Source organism: Flammeovirga yaeyamensis (assembly GCF_018736045.1).
Lineage (GTDB): Bacteria > Bacteroidota > Bacteroidia > Cytophagales > Flammeovirgaceae > Flammeovirga > Flammeovirga yaeyamensis.
Map to the genome: position 1 here is coordinate 1,312,702 of NZ_CP076133.1, position 21,986 is coordinate 1,334,687.

Below are 21,986 nucleotides of genomic sequence, written 5' to 3' on the forward strand. Positions count from 1 at the left end.
TATGAAAAAAAATAATATTATGTATTTCAAAAACAATTTTAGTCTAATCGATTATCTGAAATTTTTATGGATAAGGTGAGAATGTTTCACTTATTAAGGTGAAAGACGCTAACCTTATAATGTTGAAGACTTCAACATTATAAGGTGATTTTATGTAATGTATATTCTTTCATCAAAAATTGATTTTCAAATCATCCAATCTTCTATAGCATAATCAGCAGCTGGCTCTAATACTGTATTACCTTCACCATTATTTAATTTATCCTTTTCCCATTTGGCTGGATTATCGATGATATATTTTGCGATTCTAGTGTATTCCTCATCATTTCTTATTATATATTCCCAATAATTGCGATGCCACAATCGCTTATTAAATCTCCTCCAATTTTTCTCCTTCACCCCCTTTATATACTCATTCGTGGACATAGTTTTAAACCACTGCACAATCCTCCCAATAAAAATATCCCTCTCATATTGATCCCGTACGGGCAGACCCACGTGTCTGCCCTCCTTATAATAATTGAGATCGCTGCCCTCCTTATAATAATTGAGATCGCTGCCCTCTTTATTATGATTAAGATCCCTGCTATGATTTTTATAATTTAAATCCCTCCCCACCTTATTAATATTGAGATCTCCGCCCTCCTTCTTAAAATTATCATCTCCACTTTCACCCTCCATAATCTCCACCATACAATGAAAATGATTCGGCATCACCACCATCTCCCTACATTTCACCACATCAAATTTCTCCTCCAATTTCCAATACCATTTCTCAACCATTTTTCCAGCATCATTCAAAATCATTTTCTGATTTTCAACCCTGCCAAATAAATGCAAACGGTTTCTTACACAAATAGTGATGAAGTATAATCCAGCTTTAGAATAATCGTATCCTTTTAGGCGAATGGATTGCCTGTTAGGTAGTTGCTTTTTCATGAATCGTTGTTTTTATGAGTAATAGCTAGTGGTGAAGGTAGGGATTGTGTGATTGATTTCCGAATGGTTTTTTGAGAATTGGGAATAATAATAGGGGGGGAGAAATAATAAGGAGGGCAGAAATATCTATGGAAAAAGGAGGGCAGCGATCTCAATTATAATAAGGAGGGCAGACACGTGGGTCTGCCCGTACGGGGAGAAGCATCTATTTCAATTTTTGATTTCTTTATATTTCATCCAATAATATTAGAGGCATTTATAATAGCCAAAGTTGATGTAATTTTGATAATAGAATTTTCCAATTAATCTATTGGTGGTGGAAGCGAATAGGCCATTGGTAGTATCAAGCTTTATTCCTAGCTCCAATTTGCATAATAAAGTATAGTGATAATGATCGAAAGTGATTCTGTTATCCAAAGTAGTTGCTAGCCAAAAATTATAATCTTCATATCCAATAATTGCTTCATATCGGCCGTAGGAAAATGATAATGGAGCCTCGGGTAATGGAGCAAATGGGATATTGGTTCTTATCTTTGATGCAAAGTAATTCTTCTTGTTCTTAAATTTCCATCCAAAGTAAACTGATGGCTCTATGATCCAATTATCGAAGCCACTTAAGTATTTCAGATTACCAGTCGGGAGTATCATTTTTACGGAGGTAGCTACGCCTTGGAATCCAGCTTTTTGATAATTCTTTGAATAATGATTCTTCGAATAGCTTACACTAAAATCACCCATAGTAGTAGTACTAATTCCATGATCCCAAGCATTTGAAATGTTATATTCTAAGTTTAAGAAACTACTTTGATTCAACTGGAGTAAAGTATTTCCAGTCTGACTTACCAAATATTGTTCAGCATCAAATTGATACACATCGATGTTGAAATCAATATAAGATAAATCGTAAAGGGACGATTTTAGCATCAGGTCTTTCCGATTATTCTGTGCAAATAAAGAATGCTCAATTGGTATTAGTAAGAATAAGAAAAACCAACTTTTAGGTTTGATATTAAATTGCGATAGTGGTGTATTCATTAGAATAGACTTTTTTTTCAAAAGGGAAATCTATTCTATCGATGCCTATGGCGATAACTTTTTTTATGATTTATCATTTGAGCCATTCCAAGAATTGGGATGGTTCTTTTTTTAATATGTGGCTTTTTAATGAGGACAGACACTTGGGTTTGCCTGTACGTAGGGGTAATTATATTTTTGGTAGACTTGATTTTCTTTCTTTAAGTGGAGATATCCCATATTCCTTGATATATAATCGTGTTAAATGAGATGAATGAGAAAATCCTAATTCTGCAGCTATCTCCGACATAGGCATATCGGTGTTGAGTACCAATTTCTGTGCTCTGAAAAGTCGCTCTTTCATAACATACTGATGAGGCGAATGCCCAAATACAAGCTGAAAGCTTTTTCTAATTTTTTGGACATTCATTCCATATTCCTTACTCAATTCTTCTATGGTTTGAGGATGATCGAGCTGATCAGATAGTTTATTTTTAATTTGATATACCATATTTACTAAATCTTTCGATAAAGAGACTTTTTGATTTAGAATTCGATGTTTATAAAATTGAGCAAGATAAAGGGCCACTAACTTAAACGATACCGCAAAGGTTAATCCTTTATTTCCTATTTCACTCTTTTGAATATCAAAAAGTTCTTTGATACAGTATTCCATTTCTGGAGTCAATCTTTCGAAGAAGAGCCAATAATCTTTTTGACTGATGTACTTCTCAAAAGAATTCCATTTATCATCTTCAAGATGCTGAATAAACTGTTTTTCTATTCTAATCGTCACCCCTTTATAGGGTGAATTTGATTTTAAAATTAGTTGAGATGGATGGGTAGAGTTATACAACACAGCACCTTCTTGATGATTTTTCCCAAAAGTATATCCTTCTTGAATTACTTCTGAATCAAGTACAAATCTAAAAGTGAGTACATCTTTTTCCTGAGGTTTTTCTTTGAGTATGAAGTCTTTATTAAGATCAAATTCTCCAACCATAATATTTACTTGATGATTAAATAAATCATGCAACCAAATCGTTGCTTTACCATGGTGATTATCGATGAAGTAATGAGCATCATCCCATACACCACCATCAAACTTTGTGGTAGCCTCTATTATTTCTTTTGTTGTATCGGAATAATTTAATTGATAATGATCCATGTATTTATATCGTTTTATGCAAAAAAAACTCTTTTTTGTGTCTTTATAGCATAAATAGATCAAATAGTTTTGTGATTGAGAGAAAAAAGATAAAGTATTAACCAATAGATACGAAGGAGAAGACTTTATCACCCATAAAATATAAATAATCAATCATGAAGAATTTAAGATTAATGGTGGTTGCCATTTTATTTAGCTTTTCTGTTTTCGGACAGGAGATCAATAAGGAAGAAATAAATGCAATTCCTTACCCTTTAGAGAAATGGAATGGTGTTCAGAAAAAAACATTAAAAGACTCCAAACCTGATTTTATATCTCCAAAGAAGGCTCCCGAAGGCTCACCTAATGTATTAGTCATTATGTTGGATGATACTGGATATTCTAGTGCATCCTCTTTTGGAGGTTCTATGAATACCCCTGCTTTTGATCGTATAGGTGATGAAGGAGTTCGTTACACACATATGTCAGTAAATGCAATCTGTTCACCTACACGTGGTTCTTTACTCACTGGGTATAATATGCATCAAATTGGTACTGGTGTTATTAACGAAGCAGCAACAGGTTACCCTGGCTATAGCTCTGATATTGACTATACAACACCTTCAGTAGCTAAGATCTTGAAAGATAATGGTTATGCTACAGCCGCTTTTGGTAAGTGGCACAATACTAAATTGGAGGATGCCTCACCTGCTGGACCATTCGAAGGTTGGCCGACGGGTATGTGGGGATTTGAATTTTTCTATGGTTTTATGGGTGGAGAAACGAATCAATTTTTCCCATTACTTTATCAAGGTACAACACCAATCGACACACCCACCGAAAATGCAGATGGATCACAATATCATATTTCTGCAGATATGGCTGACCAAACCATTAAATGGTTAGATAACTGGAAAGGTTTACGTGACGATCCATTCTTTATTTACTATGCTCCAGGAGCTGTACATGCACCAATTCATGTACCCGACGATTGGAGAGATAAATACAAAGGTCGTTATGAAGAAGGATACGAGACATTACGTCTAGAGCAATTCCAAAAGCAAAAGGAGATTGGTCTAGTACCTCAAGATGCTGAACTTGTTGACTGGCCAACTTCAATCCCTGCTTGGGATTCATTTAGTGAAGAGGGAAAAGTATATCTTCGTCGTCAGATGGAGGTAAATGCAGCTTTTCTTGAGTATACAGATTTTCATATCGGTCGTGTAATAACACACTTAGAAGAAATGGGAGAGTTGGATAATACATTTGTCATGTATCTTACAGCCGACAATGGATGTTCTGCCGAAGGAACACCTACAGGCTCATGCTCCGAATTATTGACTGTAAATGGTTTTCCCGAATTTTCTATGGAAGAGCAATTGGAAATGCTTGATAAATTGGGTGGTTTAGAAGAATGGGGAGGTCCAAATCTAGCAAATCACTATGCGGTAGGTTGGTCTTATGCTTCATCAACTCCTTTTCAATGGACAAAGCAAATGGCCTCTCATTTTGGTGGTGTCATGACAAGTACTGCTATTCGCTACCCAAAAGAAATTAATGCTAGAGGAGAGTGGAGACGTCAATTTCAAAACGTAACAGATATTGTTCCTACTATTCTTGATGTAACAGGTGTACCTGCTCCTGATTATGTAAATGGACAGAAACGCATGGAGTACCCTGGTGTTTCGATGCGTTATGCATGGAATGATACAGATGCTAAAACAAATCATAAAACACAATATTTCGAAACACTCGGTTTTATTGGTATATATCATGATGGATGGAGTTTAGCAGCAGAACCTTATCGTGTACCATGGTTGTTCGATGCTCAAGCACTGGCAAACCTTGGTAATCTAGACCCTGATAATATTGGTTGGGAGCTTTATTACATCGACGAAGATCCAATACAATCAAAGAATATCGCAGATCAACATCCTGAAAAAGTAAAAGAACTAGAGAAACTTTTTTGGGTAGAGGCTGAAAAATACAATGTATTTCCTGTTGGAGCAGGTTTAGGTACACTTCTTCAACCGGAGTCAAGTACTGCAAAAGGAGCAAAAAAATATTGGGAGTTCACAACCAATACCTACAGAGTTCCTGAAATGGCAGGTCCCGAAATTAAGACCAATGATTTTGAAGTAAACGCATATATTACAGCGGATGAAACTACTGAAGGAGTAATCTATGCTCTTGGTGAACATATGGGTGGACAAGCACTTTATATCGTCGATGGTCAACTGATGTTTACTTATCAGACATTAGGTTATTATACATATGAGTCAAAAGGCACACAAATTCCTTATGGAGATATTAAGGTGACTTTAAAACATACTGTTACTGAACGTAAGATTACAGGCCCTGCAGATGTAGAACTTTATATTAATGATCAATTGGTTGAGACTGTAAAAGTTGGACATACAGTAAGTGTAATGTACGGTGGCCACGAAACATTTGATATCGGTCGTGATGAAGGTATGCCGGTGTCACATCATTATGAGGATAAAGGTAAGTTTAAGTTTACAGCGGGTCAGTTGAAAAAGGTGACTTTTGAGATAGGAGAATAAATATTATGGATGATTTGATTTTTTTCAAGTCATCCATTTTTCTATTAGGTTAAAGGCTCTTACACATTATTACCACCCTCATTATTTAACTTTTCCTTCTTCCATTTGGCAGGATTATCGATGAAATATTTTACTATACGAGAGTATTCTCTATTATTTCTAATAATGTCGATACCATAATTGCTTATTAAATATCCTACAATTCATTTCCTTTACCCTCCTTATATACTCATTTGTACTCGTTGTTTTAAACCACTTCACAATCTCTTAAAAAATCATGGGTACATTATTTTAATTTGAAGAACTTTTTACCTAATTATTAAAGTAGTAGCCGAAGTTGATATATAAATAACTCGTTAGTAACTTTGAAAACCTAAAATCCAAGTCCAAATCACCTTCGTTTATTAGAAAATGAAACCAAAATACATCATCAGTTCATGCCTAGTTGGAGTAAAATGTCGCTATAACGGCACTTGTTCCTCTACAATCAATCTAAATGATATGATTGAAAAGGGCGAAGCCATTGACGTCTGTCCAGAAGTAATTGGAGGTTTACCGACCCCACGAGAACCCGTAGAAATTCAACAGACAGAGGACGGAATTCAAGTTACAAGTAAAACGGGAAATAATTATACAAATCAATTTTTAAAATCAGCAGAAGAAGTATTAAGTATTTGTAAGGAAAATAATATTACTCATGCAATTCTTCAATCTAGAAGTCCGTCTTGTGGTTTTGGGAAAATCTATGATGGTACATTCACTGGTAATTTAATTGATGGAAATGGAGTGGTTGCAGATGCATTAGATAAGAATGGAATTAAAGTGATAACGGATGAGGAGTTTGCTTCGAAATAAACATTAATCAAAAATTCAAGTATATTGTATATTATAACTTTAAAATACTATTATCATTTTAATAGCTATTTTAACTTGAATTTCTAAACTTAAAGCAAGCAATCTAAAATGATAAAAAAGCGAATTATTACTCTCTTATTGATATTATTTAGTGTAAGTCATATTTATTCTCAAGATATAAGCCTTTTCGTTAAGGAAAATACATTTTCATATAAGTATAATGAACTTAAACTTAGTGAAACATCAAAAAAAGAATACTTAAGCAAAGTATTAAAAACATATTCTTCAAGCAGCCTTGATTTATTTCATCCTATCTATCTAAATAATGATTCTCTTATAGACTTTATTTATGATGGTCCAATAATTACTAACCCAGATTTAGATGGAAATCAGGTCTTATTTTTTGAGAATAAGAAAAGGGGAAACTATGAAATTATTGGAAGCTCATTTGGAAATTTATTGGAAATAAAAAAGAACAAAATTTCAGGGTCAACTTTGTTTCTTTTCTTAGATGAAGGCTGTTGTTTGAGCACCACTTTTTACCTTAACTTTTTATGGATGATTGAGAAAAATGATGAATTGACTTTTACAAATTCAACTCCCATAGAATATGATTTCGAATCATTGTATTTCCCTGAAAGCAAAAATGATCAAGAACAATATTTCAAAATTTCACAAAATAACTATAATTTAAGAAGTGCTCCATTTATTCAAGATGATAATATTATTGATGTATATAAAAAAGAAGATAGAGGAGTTGTATTGTCAACTTTTAAAAGCAAAGATAGAATTTGGTGGTTTGTAATTATGGATGATAAAGGAGATCTAAGTAGAAAGTGTGGGTGGATGAGTAGTAGGTATTTGGAAGTGTTGTAGAACTCTTTTTAGTAAATAATTTCAGCTTATATAAAGTTTAATAATTTGTAAATTGATATTTGAAATTAATACCAAAACAAAATATGAAGATCAATATATATGTACTTGTAACTATCTTATTTTGCTCTATCCGGTCTAAAACTGGACCGCTTTTAAGCTACATTTTGTAATTTATAATATTCATTTGGTGTCATCATCATCAGAGCTGAATGTGGTGCATATCCATTATATTCGTCAACCCATCCTTGAATTTGATCTATAACACTTTCAGGATTTTCTAAGCAACTTTCATATACGTAGTCTCTCTTAAATGTCCCAATAAAAGATTCACACATACCATTGGATTGAGGTGAATATGTTGGAGTATTACAGTTCTGAACTCCCCACTCATTTGATGACTTCACTAATTTCTTTTCTATATATTCAGGACCATTATCATGTAAAAATTGTAACCTTTCTTCTTCAGAAGATTGTTGCATTTCTTCTATCTCATTTTCTGAGAAACGCTTATATAAAGCATTTTGAAAAAGTAATTCTATATCACAACCTTGAATATATTTTGATGCATACCATGAAATTATTGTTCTATCGCAACAGTCTAAAATAAATGAAAATCTAATCTTTTGACCATTCCAACATTTAATACTTGTAATATCACTTGCCCATCTTTTGTTTGACTTTTCTACGGATATTTTACCAGTATGTGGACGTGAACTACCTCGCTTTCTCCCTCTCTTGACCAATAAGTCATTCTGTTTCATATATCTATGTAACAGATATTTAGTTATTGTAATTTTGTAGTCCCTTTTCAAAATTGCTTTGATTCGAAGAATACCATAGGTAGCTTTATTTCCTGTAATTTCACTAATTGCTTCTTGAACTCTTTTTGGTAAAGTTTGAGAAGATCTCTTACGTTTCTTTTTAACTTCAACAGGCTTATAATAAACTGAAGATTTAGAAATACCCAGAGATCTAATTACCCGATTTAGGCTTACTTTGAATTCCGAGGATAACTGTTCCACTTCTTCTTTTTTTGTTGATCCATTTCTAACTTTTTTTTTAGAATCTTAATGTCCAACGTTGATTCACCAAGTGCTTTTTTCAGTTCCTCGTTTTCCTTTCGTAAAATCTCTAATTCAGTTTTAGAGTGTAATTCACCTTCGTTTTTAATACCCATAATTGCTCCTGATTTGGCATCTGAACGCCATTTATATAATTGGCTTGTGATCATTCCATATCGTCTACAAAACTCTGGACATGATAAACCTGAGCTTTCCCAGGACTCTACAATTACAGCTTTTTGTTCTGAAGTAAATAATCTTCTGCCTCCAGCAGACAATCTAGCATTTTTAAGGATTTCTTCTACCATTTTCTTTCGCTTTTTTTAGCTAAGAAGTGGTCCAACTTTTAAATCAGATAAGAACAATTTTCATTTATTTTTCAAAATAGCGCAAGAGTATTTTCTGGGACATTTTTCAAGAAGAACTCAATAGAGTTAGATGAAATCGTCTATTCATATTTAAATAATAGTACAACGGAATTATTTAATGTGAACTATGATAGTTCTGATTTACTACAAATTGATCATATCATTTTAAAAGATACTAGCATTCAATTAATTGAATTAGAATTACAAGCATATGGTAAAGATTCTTTAGTAACCTATACCTCAGCTAGAATAGATTCAACAAATAATGATTTAAAATCAAATTTAATAATTGAGAAAAAAATAATGAATTATGAAAAATATTATATATGCAATGCATATGACCTTGAAACTTTTAATAAGATAGAAATAAATCAATGTATGAAGGATGGGATTAAAAAAAGCATTACATATAAGAAGAATATCAGATTGTTTTTGGTTTTATAAGCACAAGAAGAAAAAAGGTTAATGAACTTAATAATAGACCTAAAACTGAATTAAATTCTATTCAAAGTCAATACATGGCAATACATATGTCTTTTAAAAGAAGTAGTATTTATTTTTTGTAAAAGAGTCAACATAACATTCGAGCGATCAACTAAAGCATAACAATACAAATGAACTCTAAAAACACCATTAGCAAAATCCTCCTAATTAGTATAATATCCTTATTCTCATGTGGAGGTATAAAGCACGATACTATTATTTCTCAAAAGGTTTTGGGAGATACATTAACAATGAACTATTTTAAAATTGAAGATAGTATTCAGAATAGGGTATTAAATGGATATTGGGGGTATTCAAAACTATCAAAAACTGTTTATTTCCAAAAGATAAATGATCCAGATAATTTATATTCAATTTTCTCATTTAATGACCACAAATTAAACAAGAAAGTGGCTTATTGTGGACCTTTATATTCGAAAACCTATTGTTATGACTCAGAAGCTAAATGTATTGATAATAGTAATGTTTATTTAGTAACCTTTTTGGTTGAACCTATAGAAGGTGTAAATACAACATGGGAAAAGCATTTGAAATTTGCAACATATGGGAAATTAATTTATTCACTTGTTAAAGGTCCAATTTGGTTTAATTATAATCCAAAAATAGATTATACAATTCTTCCTTGGAGTGATGAATGGGTTCGTAAAAAAGAAATGTAAAAAAGCTAAACAATGAAACTATTACCTCTTCACATATTAATATGTTTTTTATTCTTCAATTGCAGCAGTAATACTAAAAATATGGATTTACTGAAAGAACAGTATCCATTTGAAAAAGAAAATGAAAAGATTGAAGGACTATTTAGTAAGGTACCATATATCTATGACATTACTTTCGAAGATACAGATACTTTGTTTGTAAGATTAGATAAAGATCAAAATTATTTTCAGCAGGGATATGACAAATTTTTGTTAGGTAGATGGACACTAAATAATGATACTTTATTTTATGAGACAGTTAATAAATATAATGATTTATTTTATAAATTTCCAATACTGATAGTTTCTCAAGAAGTATATGAAATAAATGAGAAGAATAAATTTGGAGAATATTATGGGCGAGAATATTCTAGAGATTTTTATACAGTACAGACTCCAATTGCAAAAATTGTACAGAAAGAAGATACTTTGTATACAATTGAATTTAAGGAGTATTATACCCCAAGAAAGATACCTATAACTCACATTTATATCCAGATGTATGAATATTAAGAGTGCCCATGAAGTTTGGAATATTTGATTTATCATATATTGATATTAAGAATAGAAAAACTCCTGATTATGGAATAGCTTTTTGTCATCTTTTTAATTCAGGAAATTATTATAAAATAATTACTGAATTGAATGAAAAACATAAAAAAGAAAATTGAATAAAAATGTTATGTAAAACTGTAAGCAGGTAATTTTATGTTTTATCACAAAACAAGCAATTTCAAATAATGAAAAATCGAATTATTACTCTCTTATTGATAATTCCATTATTAATAAGCTGTAACAACGAAACAAAGGACAAAGAAAAGATATCCCTCATTGCTAAAAGTATTTATAGTATTGAAAAAATAGAATATACTCCAAATAATCCAAACTATGCTCTAGAAGGCATAGTACATTTAGGTGGTAGTTTATACGAAGAATTATTAGAGATGAGTGAGGAAGGTTTTGTTGAAAAATCTATCATTAAAAAAGGAGATGTTTTTTATGATATGAACAATAAAGCAGATTATCATTTAATTATAATAAGCAATATGAGAAAAATTGCAATACGTTTAAGGTATGATGACAATTACAAAAAATATCATGTTATTGGATATGTTGAAGTGATTTGATCCGAATAATAGATAATCTAAAATTTTGGTGATATTAATTAAGTACCGTAGTCTAATTATTTTTTTCAACACAAATGATACTTTCTTTTAAACTATTACATTCATTAGAAACATCTTAATAACAATATTATGAAAACATACTTTCTAATTTTCTTGAGTTATATTCTAGCATCAACAAGCCTTTATAGTAAAGTGATTATAGGCAATATTAAAGATTTTAAAGATAAAAAAAATTTAGTTGGAGTAGAGGTGAAAGTTAATAATGAAAGTATCTATTATACTAACTTAGATGGAATTTACTCTTTTGAAACAAGGAAAGAAATAGAAGAAATATCTATTTCATATCCTGGTTATTATGATGTCGAAGTAATGATTGATCATTTAATAAATGAAGGGAAATCAGATACATTATATATTGAAGACATATATATCTTTGGTTTAACTGAACAGTTTCATAATATCGAAAATGGTGTTGTAAAAACAACTTATAATAATGGATTGAAAAAAGAAATTATTCCATATGAAGATGGGAGATTACATGGGATTTACAAATTTTATTCAATAAATGAAAAATTAGTTTTAACTATTAAATTTAGAAAAGGTAAGTTTAAATCACTGGTCAATAATAGTGACATTAAATATCGTTTGAATAGGAGAAATCAAACTTTAAGAATTTCAAAATGTAGCTTAAAAGCAGTATTGTATTAGACCGGATAGAGCAGGAAGAAATCTTATAAAAGGTAAAGAGGGTAAGGCATCTTTAAATGGAGGTACAACAAAACTTATTGATTCTGATGAAAAATAAAAAAATAATAATTGGTTTTATGTTGATAATTTTCTTAGAACCAATCTATAATCAATATTTAAGACTATATAATCAATTTAAAATTGATGAAGATTATAAAGAATTGGTAAGTTATATTATAAATAAAGACAGGTCATGGGTTAAAATAAAAACGAAGAATAATTTATATTTTTTTCTCCATCTAGATAGAAAAAGTTATCAAATAATTTCTGAAGGTGATTCTTTATTACATTCTAAAGGAGAGGATAGTTTATACCACAAAACTATGGATGGGAAAATGATATCTAATGAAATTATCTATTATTATCCAACTTCATGGTTGCATGAATTACTTGGAGATACACTTGATATTGAAGGTAGATATGGTAAAAAGCCTTGGAAGCAATAGCACTTTTCGTTTAATTTGATATTATAAACTTATTTTAGTTTTGTATTATCTTTTAGATTAGAATGCCCAATTTCTAAATCTTTTTATCAAAAATTGTCAGTTAACATAATTACATATAAAAAACCTGAGCATATCCACACACAGGTTTTATCATAAATAAATCTAATACTATTTGGAATTTATTGTATTTCCTTATTCTGAGGTTCTGTTTTAAGTAATTATTACAGTTTTTCCTCCCAAAAGTAGAGTTTTCTCTATCTCCTTGTTATTTTTGGTATTAATTATATTTAAACTCATGTCGACATCGAAAATATCAGACCTTTTACCAACTTAGAATTCAATAAACTCTTAGAAGGAGAGAAGAATAAAGATATTCTTATTGATCTTTTGGATACAATTTTACCACAAGAAGAGAAGGAGTATATTTTTAAAAAAGTATTTGAAATAACTGAATATACTGCTCTAGATAAAGAGGATCAATTAAGGTACGAAGAAGATCTAAAAATTTTTAGGGACTATCTAAATACGTTAGATACAGCTGTAGCTAAAGGGAGAAAAGAAGGCAAGGAAGAAGGATTAAAAGAGGGGAAAGAAGAAGGATTAAAAGAAGGTGTAAAAAAGAAAGCTTTAGAGACAGTTCAAAAAGCATTGAAGCTAGGATTACCCGTAGAACAAATCTCTTTACTGACTGGGTTAACTATAGAAGAGATCGAAAAAGTCAAAAGAGAATTATAATAAATTGAAACTTATTCTCTTAAAATCATAATCCTAATTTATTATCCTCATTTATTCAACTATAAAGCAAAAAACTAATCTATCTATACATCAAAGACGCCTCTGGCAACAGCATGGCTATAGTTAAAAACAATACCATCACAGAAATACCAATTTATGGCAGTAGCCGAATCGGACAGTTTGAACCTAGTAACACACACTCTTCTTCTTCCATCGGAACAGCACACCATAAATTTGAGTACAGTAATCATTTAGGCAATGTATTAGCCACCACCGATGACCTCGGAAACGTATTTTCGTATTCTGATTATTATCCATTTGGTTTAAGTATGGAAGGCCGTTCTTGGAGTGATGATGGGTATAGGTATGGGTTTAATGGGAAAGAAAAAGATAATGATTTAGCTAAATCAAATTATGATTTCGGGGCTAGAATTTATAATCCAATAATTGGAAGGTGGTTGAGTCCTGATCCATTAGAATTATCTACACCATATTATAGTACCTACCAATCATTTTGTAATAGTCCAATTTCAATAATAGATCCAGATGGTAAATCTGGGATAGTTTCATTTGATAAAAATGGGAATGGAGGGAAAGGCGAAATTGTGGTAAGTTCAAATATTTTCTTTTATGGTGAAGGTGATGCAGCTCTTTCTACAGCAGTATCTAATAATATGATGAGTGTATTAAATGAAGCTTCTAAAGGTCTTCTTTTCAGATATCAAGGACAGGATGGAGAATATCCAGTTAGATTTGAAATTAATAGTGAATTTGGCACTATGGAGCAAGCTTTAGAAAGAATTAATAATGATCCAGGTAACCCTATCAATAATTATGTTAGATTCTCAAAAGGTATAAAATCATTTACTCAACCTCAACCTGTAGACTTATATGTAAATAAAGTAACCGGTAATCAATATATTGAAAAATCAGATAGATTCATTCAATTAGCAGCGGGGTCAAATTCATTCATATTTAATATTGATGATTTATTAGATGGTAAGACTATAACATCACATGAATTTTTGCATGGTTTGGGATATTTAAATAAATCACAATCTAATTTTAATATACCTTATCTGTCAGAGGTAAAAAATTCAACTAAATTTACTCTTACTCCAAAAGGTGATAAGGAAAAAATGAAAAAATATTTTGAAATACTTCAAAGTTATGATGGTAGTCACAATAATATTCCATTAAATGGAGTCCCAACAATTATGACTCAAGGTCACGCTATAGAATATATTAATAAATCATATTTACTAATTGAAAGTAAAGTTGATTCAAGAAAAGTAAAAAAGGATAATTCTGATATATTTAATATTTTCAGATCAAAAAAAATAAGTCCAACAAAAAAACATCAATCTTTAGGTAAAACAAATGATAAAATATTTAATGATAAAGGTGACGTTATTAATTAGTATAATTGTTATATTAAATTATCAACCACTTAATGCCCAAGATAATGTCTATCGTTATGTAGACTATGGTTGTAAGTTAGAATTACCGGATTCGGTTTTTCAAATGAAAAATATAACAAAATTATTTATTAGAAGTCCAGAGCCATATATAGATCCGTTAAAAGGGTATGTTGAAAAAGATTGCTATTTTAAAGATTTATCAGAGAAAGTAATCTCACTGGATAAGTTAAATACTATTGGTTTTTATCGTACTCAGTTTGAATCTATTCCAACAGTTTTAGATGAGATTAAGTCATTAGAAAATTTATACTTTTATAAAAACTATGGCATTATTTCATTGAAGAATATTCCTAAAATGAAAAATCTTAAGAGACTTAGTCTTGATGAATGTACAGTCATTAAGGTTAATAGAAAAATTAAAAGGTTGAAATCATTAGAAGTTATAACTCTAAGATTTACAGATATAAGTGAGGAAGAATTAGATAAACTAAAAAAATATTTACCCAATGTAAAAGTTGAATTTATTATACCGGAATATAAAAAGTATTACCAAAAAACCTGAGCATATCCACACTCAGGTTTTATCATAAATAAATCTAATACTATTTGGAATTTATTGTATTTCCTTATTCTGAGCCTCTGTTTTAACCGTTATGGTTTTAGTTTTTAGCCCTTTTCCTTTAGCGGTGATATTGATTGTTCCACCTTTGCCTTCATTGGCTCTAGCGATGACCAATGCCATGCCGTTAAAGAATTTTAGTTTTTTACTATTGGGGAGTACTAGAGAACTAGGATCTCCATTTCCTGTTGCCTCAAAAGTACCATCACCCGATACGGTAAATTGAATATCTCCATTAAATGTTGCACAGAAGTTTCCTTTGGCATCGATGGCTCTGGCGGTAACGAAAACCAAGTCTTCACCATCATCCGAAGAGATAATTATTCTGTCGGCAGTAAGTTCGATGGTTTTCGCTTTTAAGTGTGTATTGATGATTTCTTCACCCACGACTTTACCATCGATATAGGATACTGCTTTCAATTCTCCTTCTTGGTAGGGAACATCCCATCTTAATCGGTAAGGTGATGGGAAATCGTATGGCCCCTCGTAGTATTGGAACTGAATAGGAACGATGCCTTTGTCGACACCTTTTACTTTCTTTCCTAGACTTTTTCCGTTCAAGAACAACTCCACTTCTTCGGCGTTAGTATAGGCAAAAACTGGGATTTCTTCTCCTTCGTATCCTTTCCAATTCCAATGAGGTAACAAGTGAAGCATCGGTGTATCTGTCCACTGACTTTGATAAAGATAGAATCGATCTTTCTTGAAACCACATAGGTCAACCGGACCAAAGAAAGACGATTTATTCGGCCAATCGCTGTTCCAATACCCGTTGGTAGAATTATCGCGACCACCATAAGGCGTTGGCTCCCCGAAGTAATCGAAACCTGTCCACATAAACTCTCCTAGGATACTTGGGTTCTGCTCTAAATAGTAGAATTCCATATCTGGAGGGTAAGACCAAGAGGGGCCAATAATATCATAACTCGTTACCTGATGGTCTGTATTCTTTTTATATTTTTCTAAGAATGGTGCATGGTAAACACCTCTCGAACTTGTAATCGATTCCGTTTCCGATCCGTAAATAATCCAATCCGGATGGTTCTTTCTCACTTCCTCATATTTTGCAGCTTTATAGTTAAAGCCAACAATATCTACTTGGTGAGCCAGTTTGTTTTTAATAGAGTTTTCGTACTGATTGAAACCAGCAGTATTCGGACGAGAAGGATCTTCTTCATGACAAATCTTGGCCAATTTCTGAGCCACTTTCCATCCGTCTTTCACTTTTTGTTCTTTGATTTCGTTACCGATACTCCACATAATAATCGAAGGATGGTTACGATCACGACGAATCATATCTCTTAAATCACGCTCATGCCACTCATCAAATACTTTATGATATCCGTTTTCAATTTTCTGAATTCCCCATTCATCAAACGCTTCGTCTAAGACCAAAAGTCCTATTTCGTCGCAAATTTCCAATTGCTCTCTACTCGGAGGGTTATGTGAAGTACGAATGGCATTCACACCCATTTCCTTCATAATTTCTAATTGTCTTTGAGTTGCTCTTCGGTTAACGGCCGCTCCCAAAGGACCTAAGTCATGGTGCAAACAAACACCATTGAATTTCGTTAATTCACCATTTAAGAAAAAACCTTCTTTGGCTGTAAACTTGATGTCTCTCACACCAAAACGTGTACGGTAAGTATCCATCACCTCACCCTCTTTACTGATAATCTCAGTAACTAATTGATATAAATTGGGATCATCAATCGACCACAATAGAGGCTGAATAATGTTAAACGATTGTTGTGCTATAATGGTCTTTTTCCCCTCAGCAATGGTCTTTTGATGAAGCTCTTTCACAGTATTACCATTTGCATCAACCACTTTATTCTTGATGCTCACTATCTCATCACTTAGCTTAAAGTTTTGCACTTCCACCTGTATATCGATAGTAGCCACTCTAGAAGTAACATTATGGGCTTTTACAAATGTGCCCCAATGATTCACTCTAACATCATTATTAATATTTAACCACACCTTACGGTACATACCTGCTCCAGGATACCATCTCGAAGAAAGATCTTCCGGTTTCACTTTTACGGCAATAATATTTTCTTCCTCTTGTTTTAGATAAGGCGTTAAATCGTATTCAAACCCCAAGTAACCAAACGGCCTTTTACCTAAATAATGTCCGTTAATCCACACTTCGGAGTTGTTCATTACCCCTTCAAATTCGATGGTCACATGTTTATCTTTTTGGGTATTGGTTAACGTAAAATGCTTTCTGTACCAACCTTCACCATGGAAAGGTAAACCACCACATCTAGCGTTATATTCATTCGAAAACGGACCTTCAATTGCCCAATCGTGTGGGATGCGTACCGTTCTCCAATCTTCATCATTTAGTCCGATGGATTCCCCATCTTTTACCTCACCTTTATAAAATTTCCAATCTTTATTAAAATCTGTTTGTCCATCCGACTGTGCCCAAGAAGGGGACGACATCAAGAGGAAACAGATTAGAATCTTTAAGTAATTCTTCATTATCTTTTGTTGGTCTTATTAGTTTGAAAAATCAAATCATACTCTCGATTTAAAAAGCATATACAATTATATTTTATTGGGTGATGAGGTACCGTTGTCATTTCGATTTTAAAAAATCACCCCCTTTCTAAATAACTAAAATTGGTGTGTTTGAGTCTTCATATTAACCAGAACAGATCATTTGATGATGGAAAGAAGTCAAACATAAAATCTAAAAGGACAGTAAATGTTTCAAGGTGAATAGTATGGACTTCTGCCTTTTTTGTGTTAAAAGAAGTAATAATTGTGTACAAAAAGAGGGGAGTTTTTTTATTTCTTTACACCCACCTTTGATGCCTAAAGGTTTCCTCTACATTTGTAAGCACCACAATTTATATTTAAGTGAGATGAGATTATTACAAACAACATTCATAGGCGCACTTCTTTTATTTTTTGCGTCTTGCCATAAAAACGAACCAAAGAAATTTGATAAGCCAAACATTGTATGGGTCATGTTGGAAGACATCAGTCATGACTTCGAGTGTTATGGTATGCCAGCAGTAAAAACTCCAACGTTTAATGCCTTGGCAGAAGAAGGTACATTGTATTACAATTGTTATGGGACAGCATCAATTTGTTCGACCAATAGATCGGCCATGATGGTGGGCGCGCACCAAAGGTTAACGAATACCCACCATCATAGAAGTAATCGAGACGAACCTTTATCAGCTCCTTTCAAGCCTTTCACTTATCAATTGAAACAAGAGGGTTACACCACTATTTTAGGTCATGATAAAGTAAGAAATAGAGGGAGAAAGATTGATGTCAACTTCAAACACAAACCAATTGGTAACTGGGAAGAAGACTTCGGCTTATTTGATAAATACGATACTTTCACAGCAGAGGATCAACCGTTTTTTGCTCAGATACAATTGGCGGTAACGCATCGTGGTGATTGGTGGAATGAGGTAAGAGAACAATCGGAACACCCGGTCGATCCTGCCGAAGTAGTGTTGCCAGAAGATTATGCCGACCATCCTGCCATTCGTTTGGATTGGGCAAAATACTTGGATCAGGTAGAATATGCCGATAACGAAATGCAAATGCTGATCGATGAGTTGAAGGACAAAGGAATGTACGACAACACCGTAATTATCGTTATAGGCGACAACGGTAGATGTAATGTTAAGGGTAAAGGCTATTTGTTTGATTCAGGATCAAGAATTCCTTTGATTGTGAAATGGCCAAAAGGATATGAGCATGATCAAGAATCTCAACAAATTATTGCAAGTACAGATATTACGGCGACTATCTTAGATATCGCAGGAGTTGATCTTCCAGAATATTTAACGGGGCAATCTTTTATCGATGAGCACTTCGACCGTAAAAATGTGTACTCTTACAGGGGATTATGGGATGAAATTCCTGAACAAATGAGCTCTATTTCCACAGAACAGTTTAGATATATTCGTAACGATAAACCAGAAATCCCATACGATACACATCAAGGGTATTTGGAGTGGTACCGTCCGGCATTGCATGTAATGAGAACCCTAAACAAAGAAGGGAAACTGAATGAAAAGCAAGAAAGGTGGTTCTCTCCAACAAAACCAAAAGAAGAATTGTACGATTTCAAAAACGATCCTTATGAAACTCAGAATTTGGCAAATCATCCGGAATATCAAGATATATTAAAGAAGTTGAGAGAAGAAACGTATTTGTTAGATAAACAAATGACACCAGTCTCTACAGTTTATGATCCTAAACCAGTTCCTGGATTGAAACCTATAGAATACGTAAAAGAGTATCATCCAGAAGCCTACGCAAGAATGTTAGCAGGTGAGGAGATCGGACATAAAAAATATTCGAAACTCTATAAGAAACATATAGCTGAACAAAATCAGCAATCAAAATAATATTGATCTAATGGTTCGAGTGTTAAGCGACAGCGACACTCGGACCAAAATAACGTAAGAGGTCTCCTGACCTCGAATATAATTTTAGAATGATGTGTGACTAAAAAGCATACTTAATTACCTCAAAAAAAACGTCAGTTTTCTGGCGTATTTTTTTTGCATTACTATTTACTTGATATTCAATTTATTCTTTTGATAACAATATGTTCTACTCTAGCTATACATTAAGAGCAAACTTTAATATCAATTTTATAAAAAATAAGAAACATAAGGTTAGGTGGTAGCGGTACTATCCCTCACCATCAACTCCGTTTCCAATACAATATGTTCCGATTTTAAATCGTCTGAAGTATTAAACAAAATCTCAATCGCCTTCTTGCCCATATCGTAAGAAGGCTGTTTTACGGTCGTCAATTTCGGGGAAGTATAGATGGAAACGGGTTCATCAGCATACCCAATAATGGATATATCTTTAGGAATCTCTAAACCTTCTTGTTTACAAATCTCCATGGCTTGGAACGCAATGTAATCAGTCACCGCAAATAAGGCAGTAGGTCGGTGTTCATCATTAAGCATTTTTCTTAATGCTTTTTCCCAATCGTTTTGCACCTCAGTAGAAATCACCATATCCGAATGGAAGGGAAGCTGACTGTCTTTAAGAGCCTCAACATACCCCATATATCGATTAAAAGTAGTCGAAATTCCTTCTTCACCTTTTAAGTGCACAATATGCTGATGTCCATTTTTTATCAGATAATCGACGGCTTTAAAGGCCCCATCGAAATCGTCTGTAATCACTACAGAAGTATCAATGTCCTCACAAATTCTATCCAATAAGATGATGGGAATGCCTTCATCATATATATCATTTAAATAGGAGTAATCCTCTCTATCTTGTGATAGGGCAATCAGTAATCCATCAACTTTAAGATCGGATAAATTGAAGCAATTTTCTTTTTCCTGTTCATAACTTCGTCCAGAACTTTTGATGATCAACTGATAGTTTAATTCCCTTGCCCGATCTTCTATACCGTGCAACATCATTGAGAAGAAATTATGGTTGTATTCTGGAATCACCACACCCACTGTTTTGGTTGAGTTTTGTTGTAAGTTTTTTGCCAATTGGTTCGGTCTGTACTTCCATTTCTTCGCCAATTCTTCAACTTTTTTCCTTGTCGATTCAGAGATTCTTTCCCCTCCATTCAAGGCTCTTGATACGGTGGTAACCGATACATTTAATGCTTTGGCAATGTCTTTTATGGTGACTCTATCTTTTTTCATTTTCCCTTTCTGTTTTCGGAGGGTAATTTCTCAAAAAAAACATCAAAAAGCAAAATCTTAAAACCTTTGTTTTTACTATTGTGCAAACGTTAAACTTTCTTCTTTTTGATGCCCTATATACATTTGTTTCGTGATCAATAACAAGTCACAAAACAATCCAATTAGCTTATAAATATATACTCTTATTTTAAGTATAAATGAAATGAAAAAGATAGATGCACATCATCATTTATGGAAGTATTCTCCAGTGGAACATGCTTGGATAAACGATGAAATGTCGGTACTAAAACAAGATTATCTTCCAAAGCAATTGTGGGAAGAAATGTCGAAGAGTGGATACGAAGGGTGCGTGGCAGTACAGGCAAGTCAGACAGAACAAGAGACTCAATTTTTATTACAAGAAGCGAGTGTAAATCCGTTCATTTTAGGTGTTGTGGGTTGGGTAAATTTATCGAACAGCAGCATTAAAGATAGATTACAATACTTTTCGAAATTCTCCGATTTTAAAGGAGTTCGTCACGTATTGCAAGACGAGGAAGACGATCAGTTTATGTTAAGAGAAGAGTTCTTAAGAGGCATTGCAGCTTTAAAAGAATTCGACCTTACTTACGACATTTTGATCTTCCCAAAACACCTTCCGTTTGCAAAGGAATTGGTAGAGAAATTTCCGGAACAACCTTTCGTTATCGATCATATAGCGAAGCCAGAAATTAAAGAAGGAAAGTTCGAACCTTGGGCATCCGATTTAAAGAAAATTGCACACTATCCAAACGTGATGTGTAAACTTTCTGGAATGGTTACTGAGGCCGATTGGAAACAGTGGACAAAGGAAGAGTTGCACCAATACATTCAAGTGGTGGTCGACGCTTTCGGAGTAGATCGTTTGATGATTGGTTCGGATTGGCCGGTATGCAAATTGGCAGGGGAGTATTCTGAAGTGATGCAAGTGGTAGAAGACTTTTTTACTGATGCAAATGATAGGAAAAAAGTGATGGGTGAGAATGCAATGTCGTTCTATAATCTCACTTTAAAGAACCAAGAGGTGAACATTTAGTCAAATCTAGGGGGAAAATTTTATTCACTACCTTTTTTTGATAATCATCCATAAAAAAATTAGGAAATAGCATACATATCGAACAGTAAATGACTTGTAGGTAATACCAAGTAGCTGTTTGAATGTAGCATGAAATAAATGAATA

At 32.8% G+C, this 21,986-nt stretch carries 21 protein-coding genes; 14 read left to right on the plus strand and 7 right to left on the minus strand.

The window, feature by feature from the left end:
* Positions 1-186: 186 nt before the first annotated feature.
* The 3 genes from KMW28_RS25095 to KMW28_RS25105 all read right to left on the minus strand — a co-directional run bounded on the left by KMW28_RS25095 (position 187) and on the right by KMW28_RS25105 (position 3,121).
* Positions 187-939: a transposase gene (locus KMW28_RS25095; protein WP_169663660.1), complete on the minus strand. Its 753-nt coding sequence runs from the start codon at positions 937-939 to the stop codon at positions 187-189.
* Positions 940-1,185: 246 nt separating this feature from the next.
* Positions 1,186-1,974 carry a hypothetical protein gene (locus KMW28_RS25100; protein ID WP_169663661.1) on the minus strand — a complete coding sequence of 263 codons (789 nt, stop codon included), beginning with the start codon at positions 1,972-1,974 and terminating at the stop codon, positions 1,186-1,188.
* Between the two features lie 169 nt (positions 1,975-2,143).
* Positions 2,144-3,121, minus strand: a complete 978-nt coding sequence (locus KMW28_RS25105) for a helix-turn-helix domain-containing protein (protein ID WP_169663662.1) — start codon at positions 3,119-3,121, stop codon at positions 2,144-2,146.
* A 155-nt stretch (positions 3,122-3,276) separates the two neighbouring features.
* Here KMW28_RS25105 and KMW28_RS25110 point away from each other — a divergent pair, with 155 nt between their 5' ends.
* From KMW28_RS25110 to KMW28_RS25120, 3 genes are all read left to right on the plus strand, one after another.
* Complete coding sequence (locus tag KMW28_RS25110; RefSeq protein WP_169663663.1) at positions 3,277-5,664, plus strand: arylsulfatase; 2,388 nt, start codon at positions 3,277-3,279, stop codon at positions 5,662-5,664.
* A gap of 411 nt (positions 5,665-6,075) precedes the next feature.
* Positions 6,076-6,519, plus strand: a complete 444-nt coding sequence (locus KMW28_RS25115; RefSeq protein WP_169663664.1) for a DUF523 domain-containing protein — start codon at positions 6,076-6,078, stop codon at positions 6,517-6,519.
* A gap of 108 nt (positions 6,520-6,627) precedes the next feature.
* Positions 6,628-7,395 (plus strand): hypothetical protein, encoded by a 768-nt coding sequence (locus tag KMW28_RS25120; RefSeq protein WP_169663665.1) that lies wholly within the window; start codon positions 6,628-6,630, stop codon positions 7,393-7,395.
* Positions 7,396-7,547: 152 nt separating this feature from the next.
* Here the strand turns inward: KMW28_RS25120 and KMW28_RS25125 are convergent, their stop codons facing one another.
* Together KMW28_RS25125 and tnpA are read right to left on the minus strand one after the other, a co-directional pair.
* Positions 7,548-8,417 carry an IS3 family transposase gene (locus tag KMW28_RS25125; RefSeq protein ID WP_169663666.1) on the minus strand — a complete coding sequence of 290 codons (870 nt, stop codon included), beginning with the start codon at positions 8,415-8,417 and terminating at the stop codon, positions 7,548-7,550.
* The gene (gene tnpA, locus KMW28_RS25130) at positions 8,387-8,764 is read right to left on the minus strand and encodes an IS66 family insertion sequence element accessory protein TnpA (RefSeq protein WP_066214727.1); all 378 of its coding nucleotides are present in this window, start codon (positions 8,762-8,764) and stop codon (positions 8,387-8,389) included. The genes KMW28_RS25125 and tnpA overlap by 31 nt, the downstream gene beginning before the upstream one ends.
* A gap of 180 nt (positions 8,765-8,944) precedes the next feature.
* On the opposite strand from tnpA, the gene KMW28_RS25135 reads away from it, so the two are divergent.
* From KMW28_RS25135 to KMW28_RS25175, 9 genes are all read left to right on the plus strand, one after another.
* A complete protein-coding gene (locus KMW28_RS25135) occupies positions 8,945-9,268 on the plus strand; it encodes a hypothetical protein (RefSeq protein WP_169663667.1) in 324 nt (107 codons plus the stop codon).
* A gap of 170 nt (positions 9,269-9,438) precedes the next feature.
* Positions 9,439-9,987, plus strand: a complete 549-nt coding sequence (locus tag KMW28_RS25140) for a hypothetical protein (RefSeq protein ID WP_215585905.1) — start codon at positions 9,439-9,441, stop codon at positions 9,985-9,987.
* Between the two features lie 81 nt (positions 9,988-10,068).
* Complete coding sequence (locus KMW28_RS25145) at positions 10,069-10,539, plus strand: hypothetical protein (protein WP_169663669.1); 471 nt, start codon at positions 10,069-10,071, stop codon at positions 10,537-10,539.
* A 227-nt stretch (positions 10,540-10,766) separates the two neighbouring features.
* Entirely contained in the window at positions 10,767-11,153 is a 387-nt protein-coding gene (locus KMW28_RS25150) for a hypothetical protein (protein WP_169663670.1), read from the plus strand.
* Between the two features lie 129 nt (positions 11,154-11,282).
* The gene (locus KMW28_RS25155) at positions 11,283-11,861 is read left to right on the plus strand and encodes a toxin-antitoxin system YwqK family antitoxin (protein ID WP_169663671.1); all 579 of its coding nucleotides are present in this window, start codon (positions 11,283-11,285) and stop codon (positions 11,859-11,861) included.
* A gap of 86 nt (positions 11,862-11,947) precedes the next feature.
* Positions 11,948-12,346 carry a hypothetical protein gene (locus KMW28_RS25160; RefSeq protein WP_169663672.1) on the plus strand — a complete coding sequence of 133 codons (399 nt, stop codon included), beginning with the start codon at positions 11,948-11,950 and terminating at the stop codon, positions 12,344-12,346.
* 387 nt (positions 12,347-12,733) lie between these two features.
* On the plus strand, positions 12,734-13,081 hold the full coding sequence (locus KMW28_RS25165) for a hypothetical protein (protein ID WP_169663673.1): 348 nt from the start codon (positions 12,734-12,736) through the stop codon (positions 13,079-13,081).
* Positions 13,082-13,194: 113 nt separating this feature from the next.
* On the plus strand, positions 13,195-14,502 hold the full coding sequence (locus tag KMW28_RS25170) for an RHS repeat domain-containing protein (protein ID WP_169663674.1): 1,308 nt from the start codon (positions 13,195-13,197) through the stop codon (positions 14,500-14,502).
* A complete protein-coding gene (locus KMW28_RS25175; protein WP_169663675.1) occupies positions 14,462-15,064 on the plus strand; it encodes a leucine-rich repeat domain-containing protein in 603 nt (200 codons plus the stop codon). The genes KMW28_RS25170 and KMW28_RS25175 overlap by 41 nt, the downstream gene beginning before the upstream one ends.
* A gap of 51 nt (positions 15,065-15,115) precedes the next feature.
* Here KMW28_RS25175 and KMW28_RS25180 read toward each other — a convergent pair whose 3' ends face one another.
* Positions 15,116-17,611, minus strand: coding sequence for a glycoside hydrolase family 2 TIM barrel-domain containing protein (locus KMW28_RS25180; RefSeq protein WP_169663676.1), 2,496 nt, complete (start codon positions 17,609-17,611; stop codon positions 15,116-15,118).
* 386 nt (positions 17,612-17,997) lie between these two features.
* Between KMW28_RS25180 and KMW28_RS25185 the strand changes: the two genes are divergently transcribed.
* On the plus strand, positions 17,998-19,506 hold the full coding sequence (locus KMW28_RS25185; RefSeq protein WP_169663677.1) for a sulfatase family protein: 1,509 nt from the start codon (positions 17,998-18,000) through the stop codon (positions 19,504-19,506).
* Positions 19,507-19,779: 273 nt separating this feature from the next.
* Here the strand turns inward: KMW28_RS25185 and KMW28_RS25190 are convergent, their stop codons facing one another.
* The gene (locus KMW28_RS25190) at positions 19,780-20,787 is read right to left on the minus strand and encodes a LacI family DNA-binding transcriptional regulator (protein WP_169663678.1); all 1,008 of its coding nucleotides are present in this window, start codon (positions 20,785-20,787) and stop codon (positions 19,780-19,782) included.
* A 202-nt stretch (positions 20,788-20,989) separates the two neighbouring features.
* On the opposite strand from KMW28_RS25190, the gene KMW28_RS25195 reads away from it, so the two are divergent.
* Positions 20,990-21,841 carry an amidohydrolase family protein gene (locus tag KMW28_RS25195; RefSeq protein WP_169663679.1) on the plus strand — a complete coding sequence of 284 codons (852 nt, stop codon included), beginning with the start codon at positions 20,990-20,992 and terminating at the stop codon, positions 21,839-21,841.
* Positions 21,842-21,986 lie beyond the last annotated feature (145 nt).

Coding starts and splice junctions, on each gene's coding strand:
- KMW28_RS25095 (WP_169663660.1), bottom strand. CDS start 939: ATGAAAAAGCAACTACCTAACAGGCAATCCATTCGCCTAAAAGGATAC.
- KMW28_RS25100 (WP_169663661.1), bottom strand. CDS start 1,974: ATGAATACACCACTATCGCAATTTAATATCAAACCTAAAAGTTGGTTT.
- KMW28_RS25105 (WP_169663662.1), bottom strand. CDS start 3,121: ATGGATCATTATCAATTAAATTATTCCGATACAACAAAAGAAATAATA.
- KMW28_RS25110 (WP_169663663.1), top strand. CDS start 3,277: ATGAAGAATTTAAGATTAATGGTGGTTGCCATTTTATTTAGCTTTTCT.
- KMW28_RS25115 (WP_169663664.1), top strand. CDS start 6,076: ATGAAACCAAAATACATCATCAGTTCATGCCTAGTTGGAGTAAAATGT.
- KMW28_RS25120 (WP_169663665.1), top strand. CDS start 6,628: ATGATAAAAAAGCGAATTATTACTCTCTTATTGATATTATTTAGTGTA.
- tnpA (WP_066214727.1), bottom strand. CDS start 8,764: ATGGTAGAAGAAATCCTTAAAAATGCTAGATTGTCTGCTGGAGGCAGA.
- KMW28_RS25140 (WP_215585905.1), top strand. CDS start 9,439: ATGAACTCTAAAAACACCATTAGCAAAATCCTCCTAATTAGTATAATA.
- KMW28_RS25145 (WP_169663669.1), top strand. CDS start 10,069: ATGGATTTACTGAAAGAACAGTATCCATTTGAAAAAGAAAATGAAAAG.
- KMW28_RS25150 (WP_169663670.1), top strand. CDS start 10,767: ATGAAAAATCGAATTATTACTCTCTTATTGATAATTCCATTATTAATA.
- KMW28_RS25155 (WP_169663671.1), top strand. CDS start 11,283: ATGAAAACATACTTTCTAATTTTCTTGAGTTATATTCTAGCATCAACA.
- KMW28_RS25160 (WP_169663672.1), top strand. CDS start 11,948: ATGAAAAATAAAAAAATAATAATTGGTTTTATGTTGATAATTTTCTTA.
- KMW28_RS25170 (WP_169663674.1), top strand. CDS start 13,195: ATGGCTATAGTTAAAAACAATACCATCACAGAAATACCAATTTATGGC.
- KMW28_RS25175 (WP_169663675.1), top strand. CDS start 14,462: ATGATAAAATATTTAATGATAAAGGTGACGTTATTAATTAGTATAATT.
- KMW28_RS25180 (WP_169663676.1), bottom strand. CDS start 17,611: ATGAAGAATTACTTAAAGATTCTAATCTGTTTCCTCTTGATGTCGTCC.
- KMW28_RS25185 (WP_169663677.1), top strand. CDS start 17,998: ATGAGATTATTACAAACAACATTCATAGGCGCACTTCTTTTATTTTTT.
- KMW28_RS25190 (WP_169663678.1), bottom strand. CDS start 20,787: ATGAAAAAAGATAGAGTCACCATAAAAGACATTGCCAAAGCATTAAAT.
- KMW28_RS25195 (WP_169663679.1), top strand. CDS start 20,990: ATGAAAAAGATAGATGCACATCATCATTTATGGAAGTATTCTCCAGTG.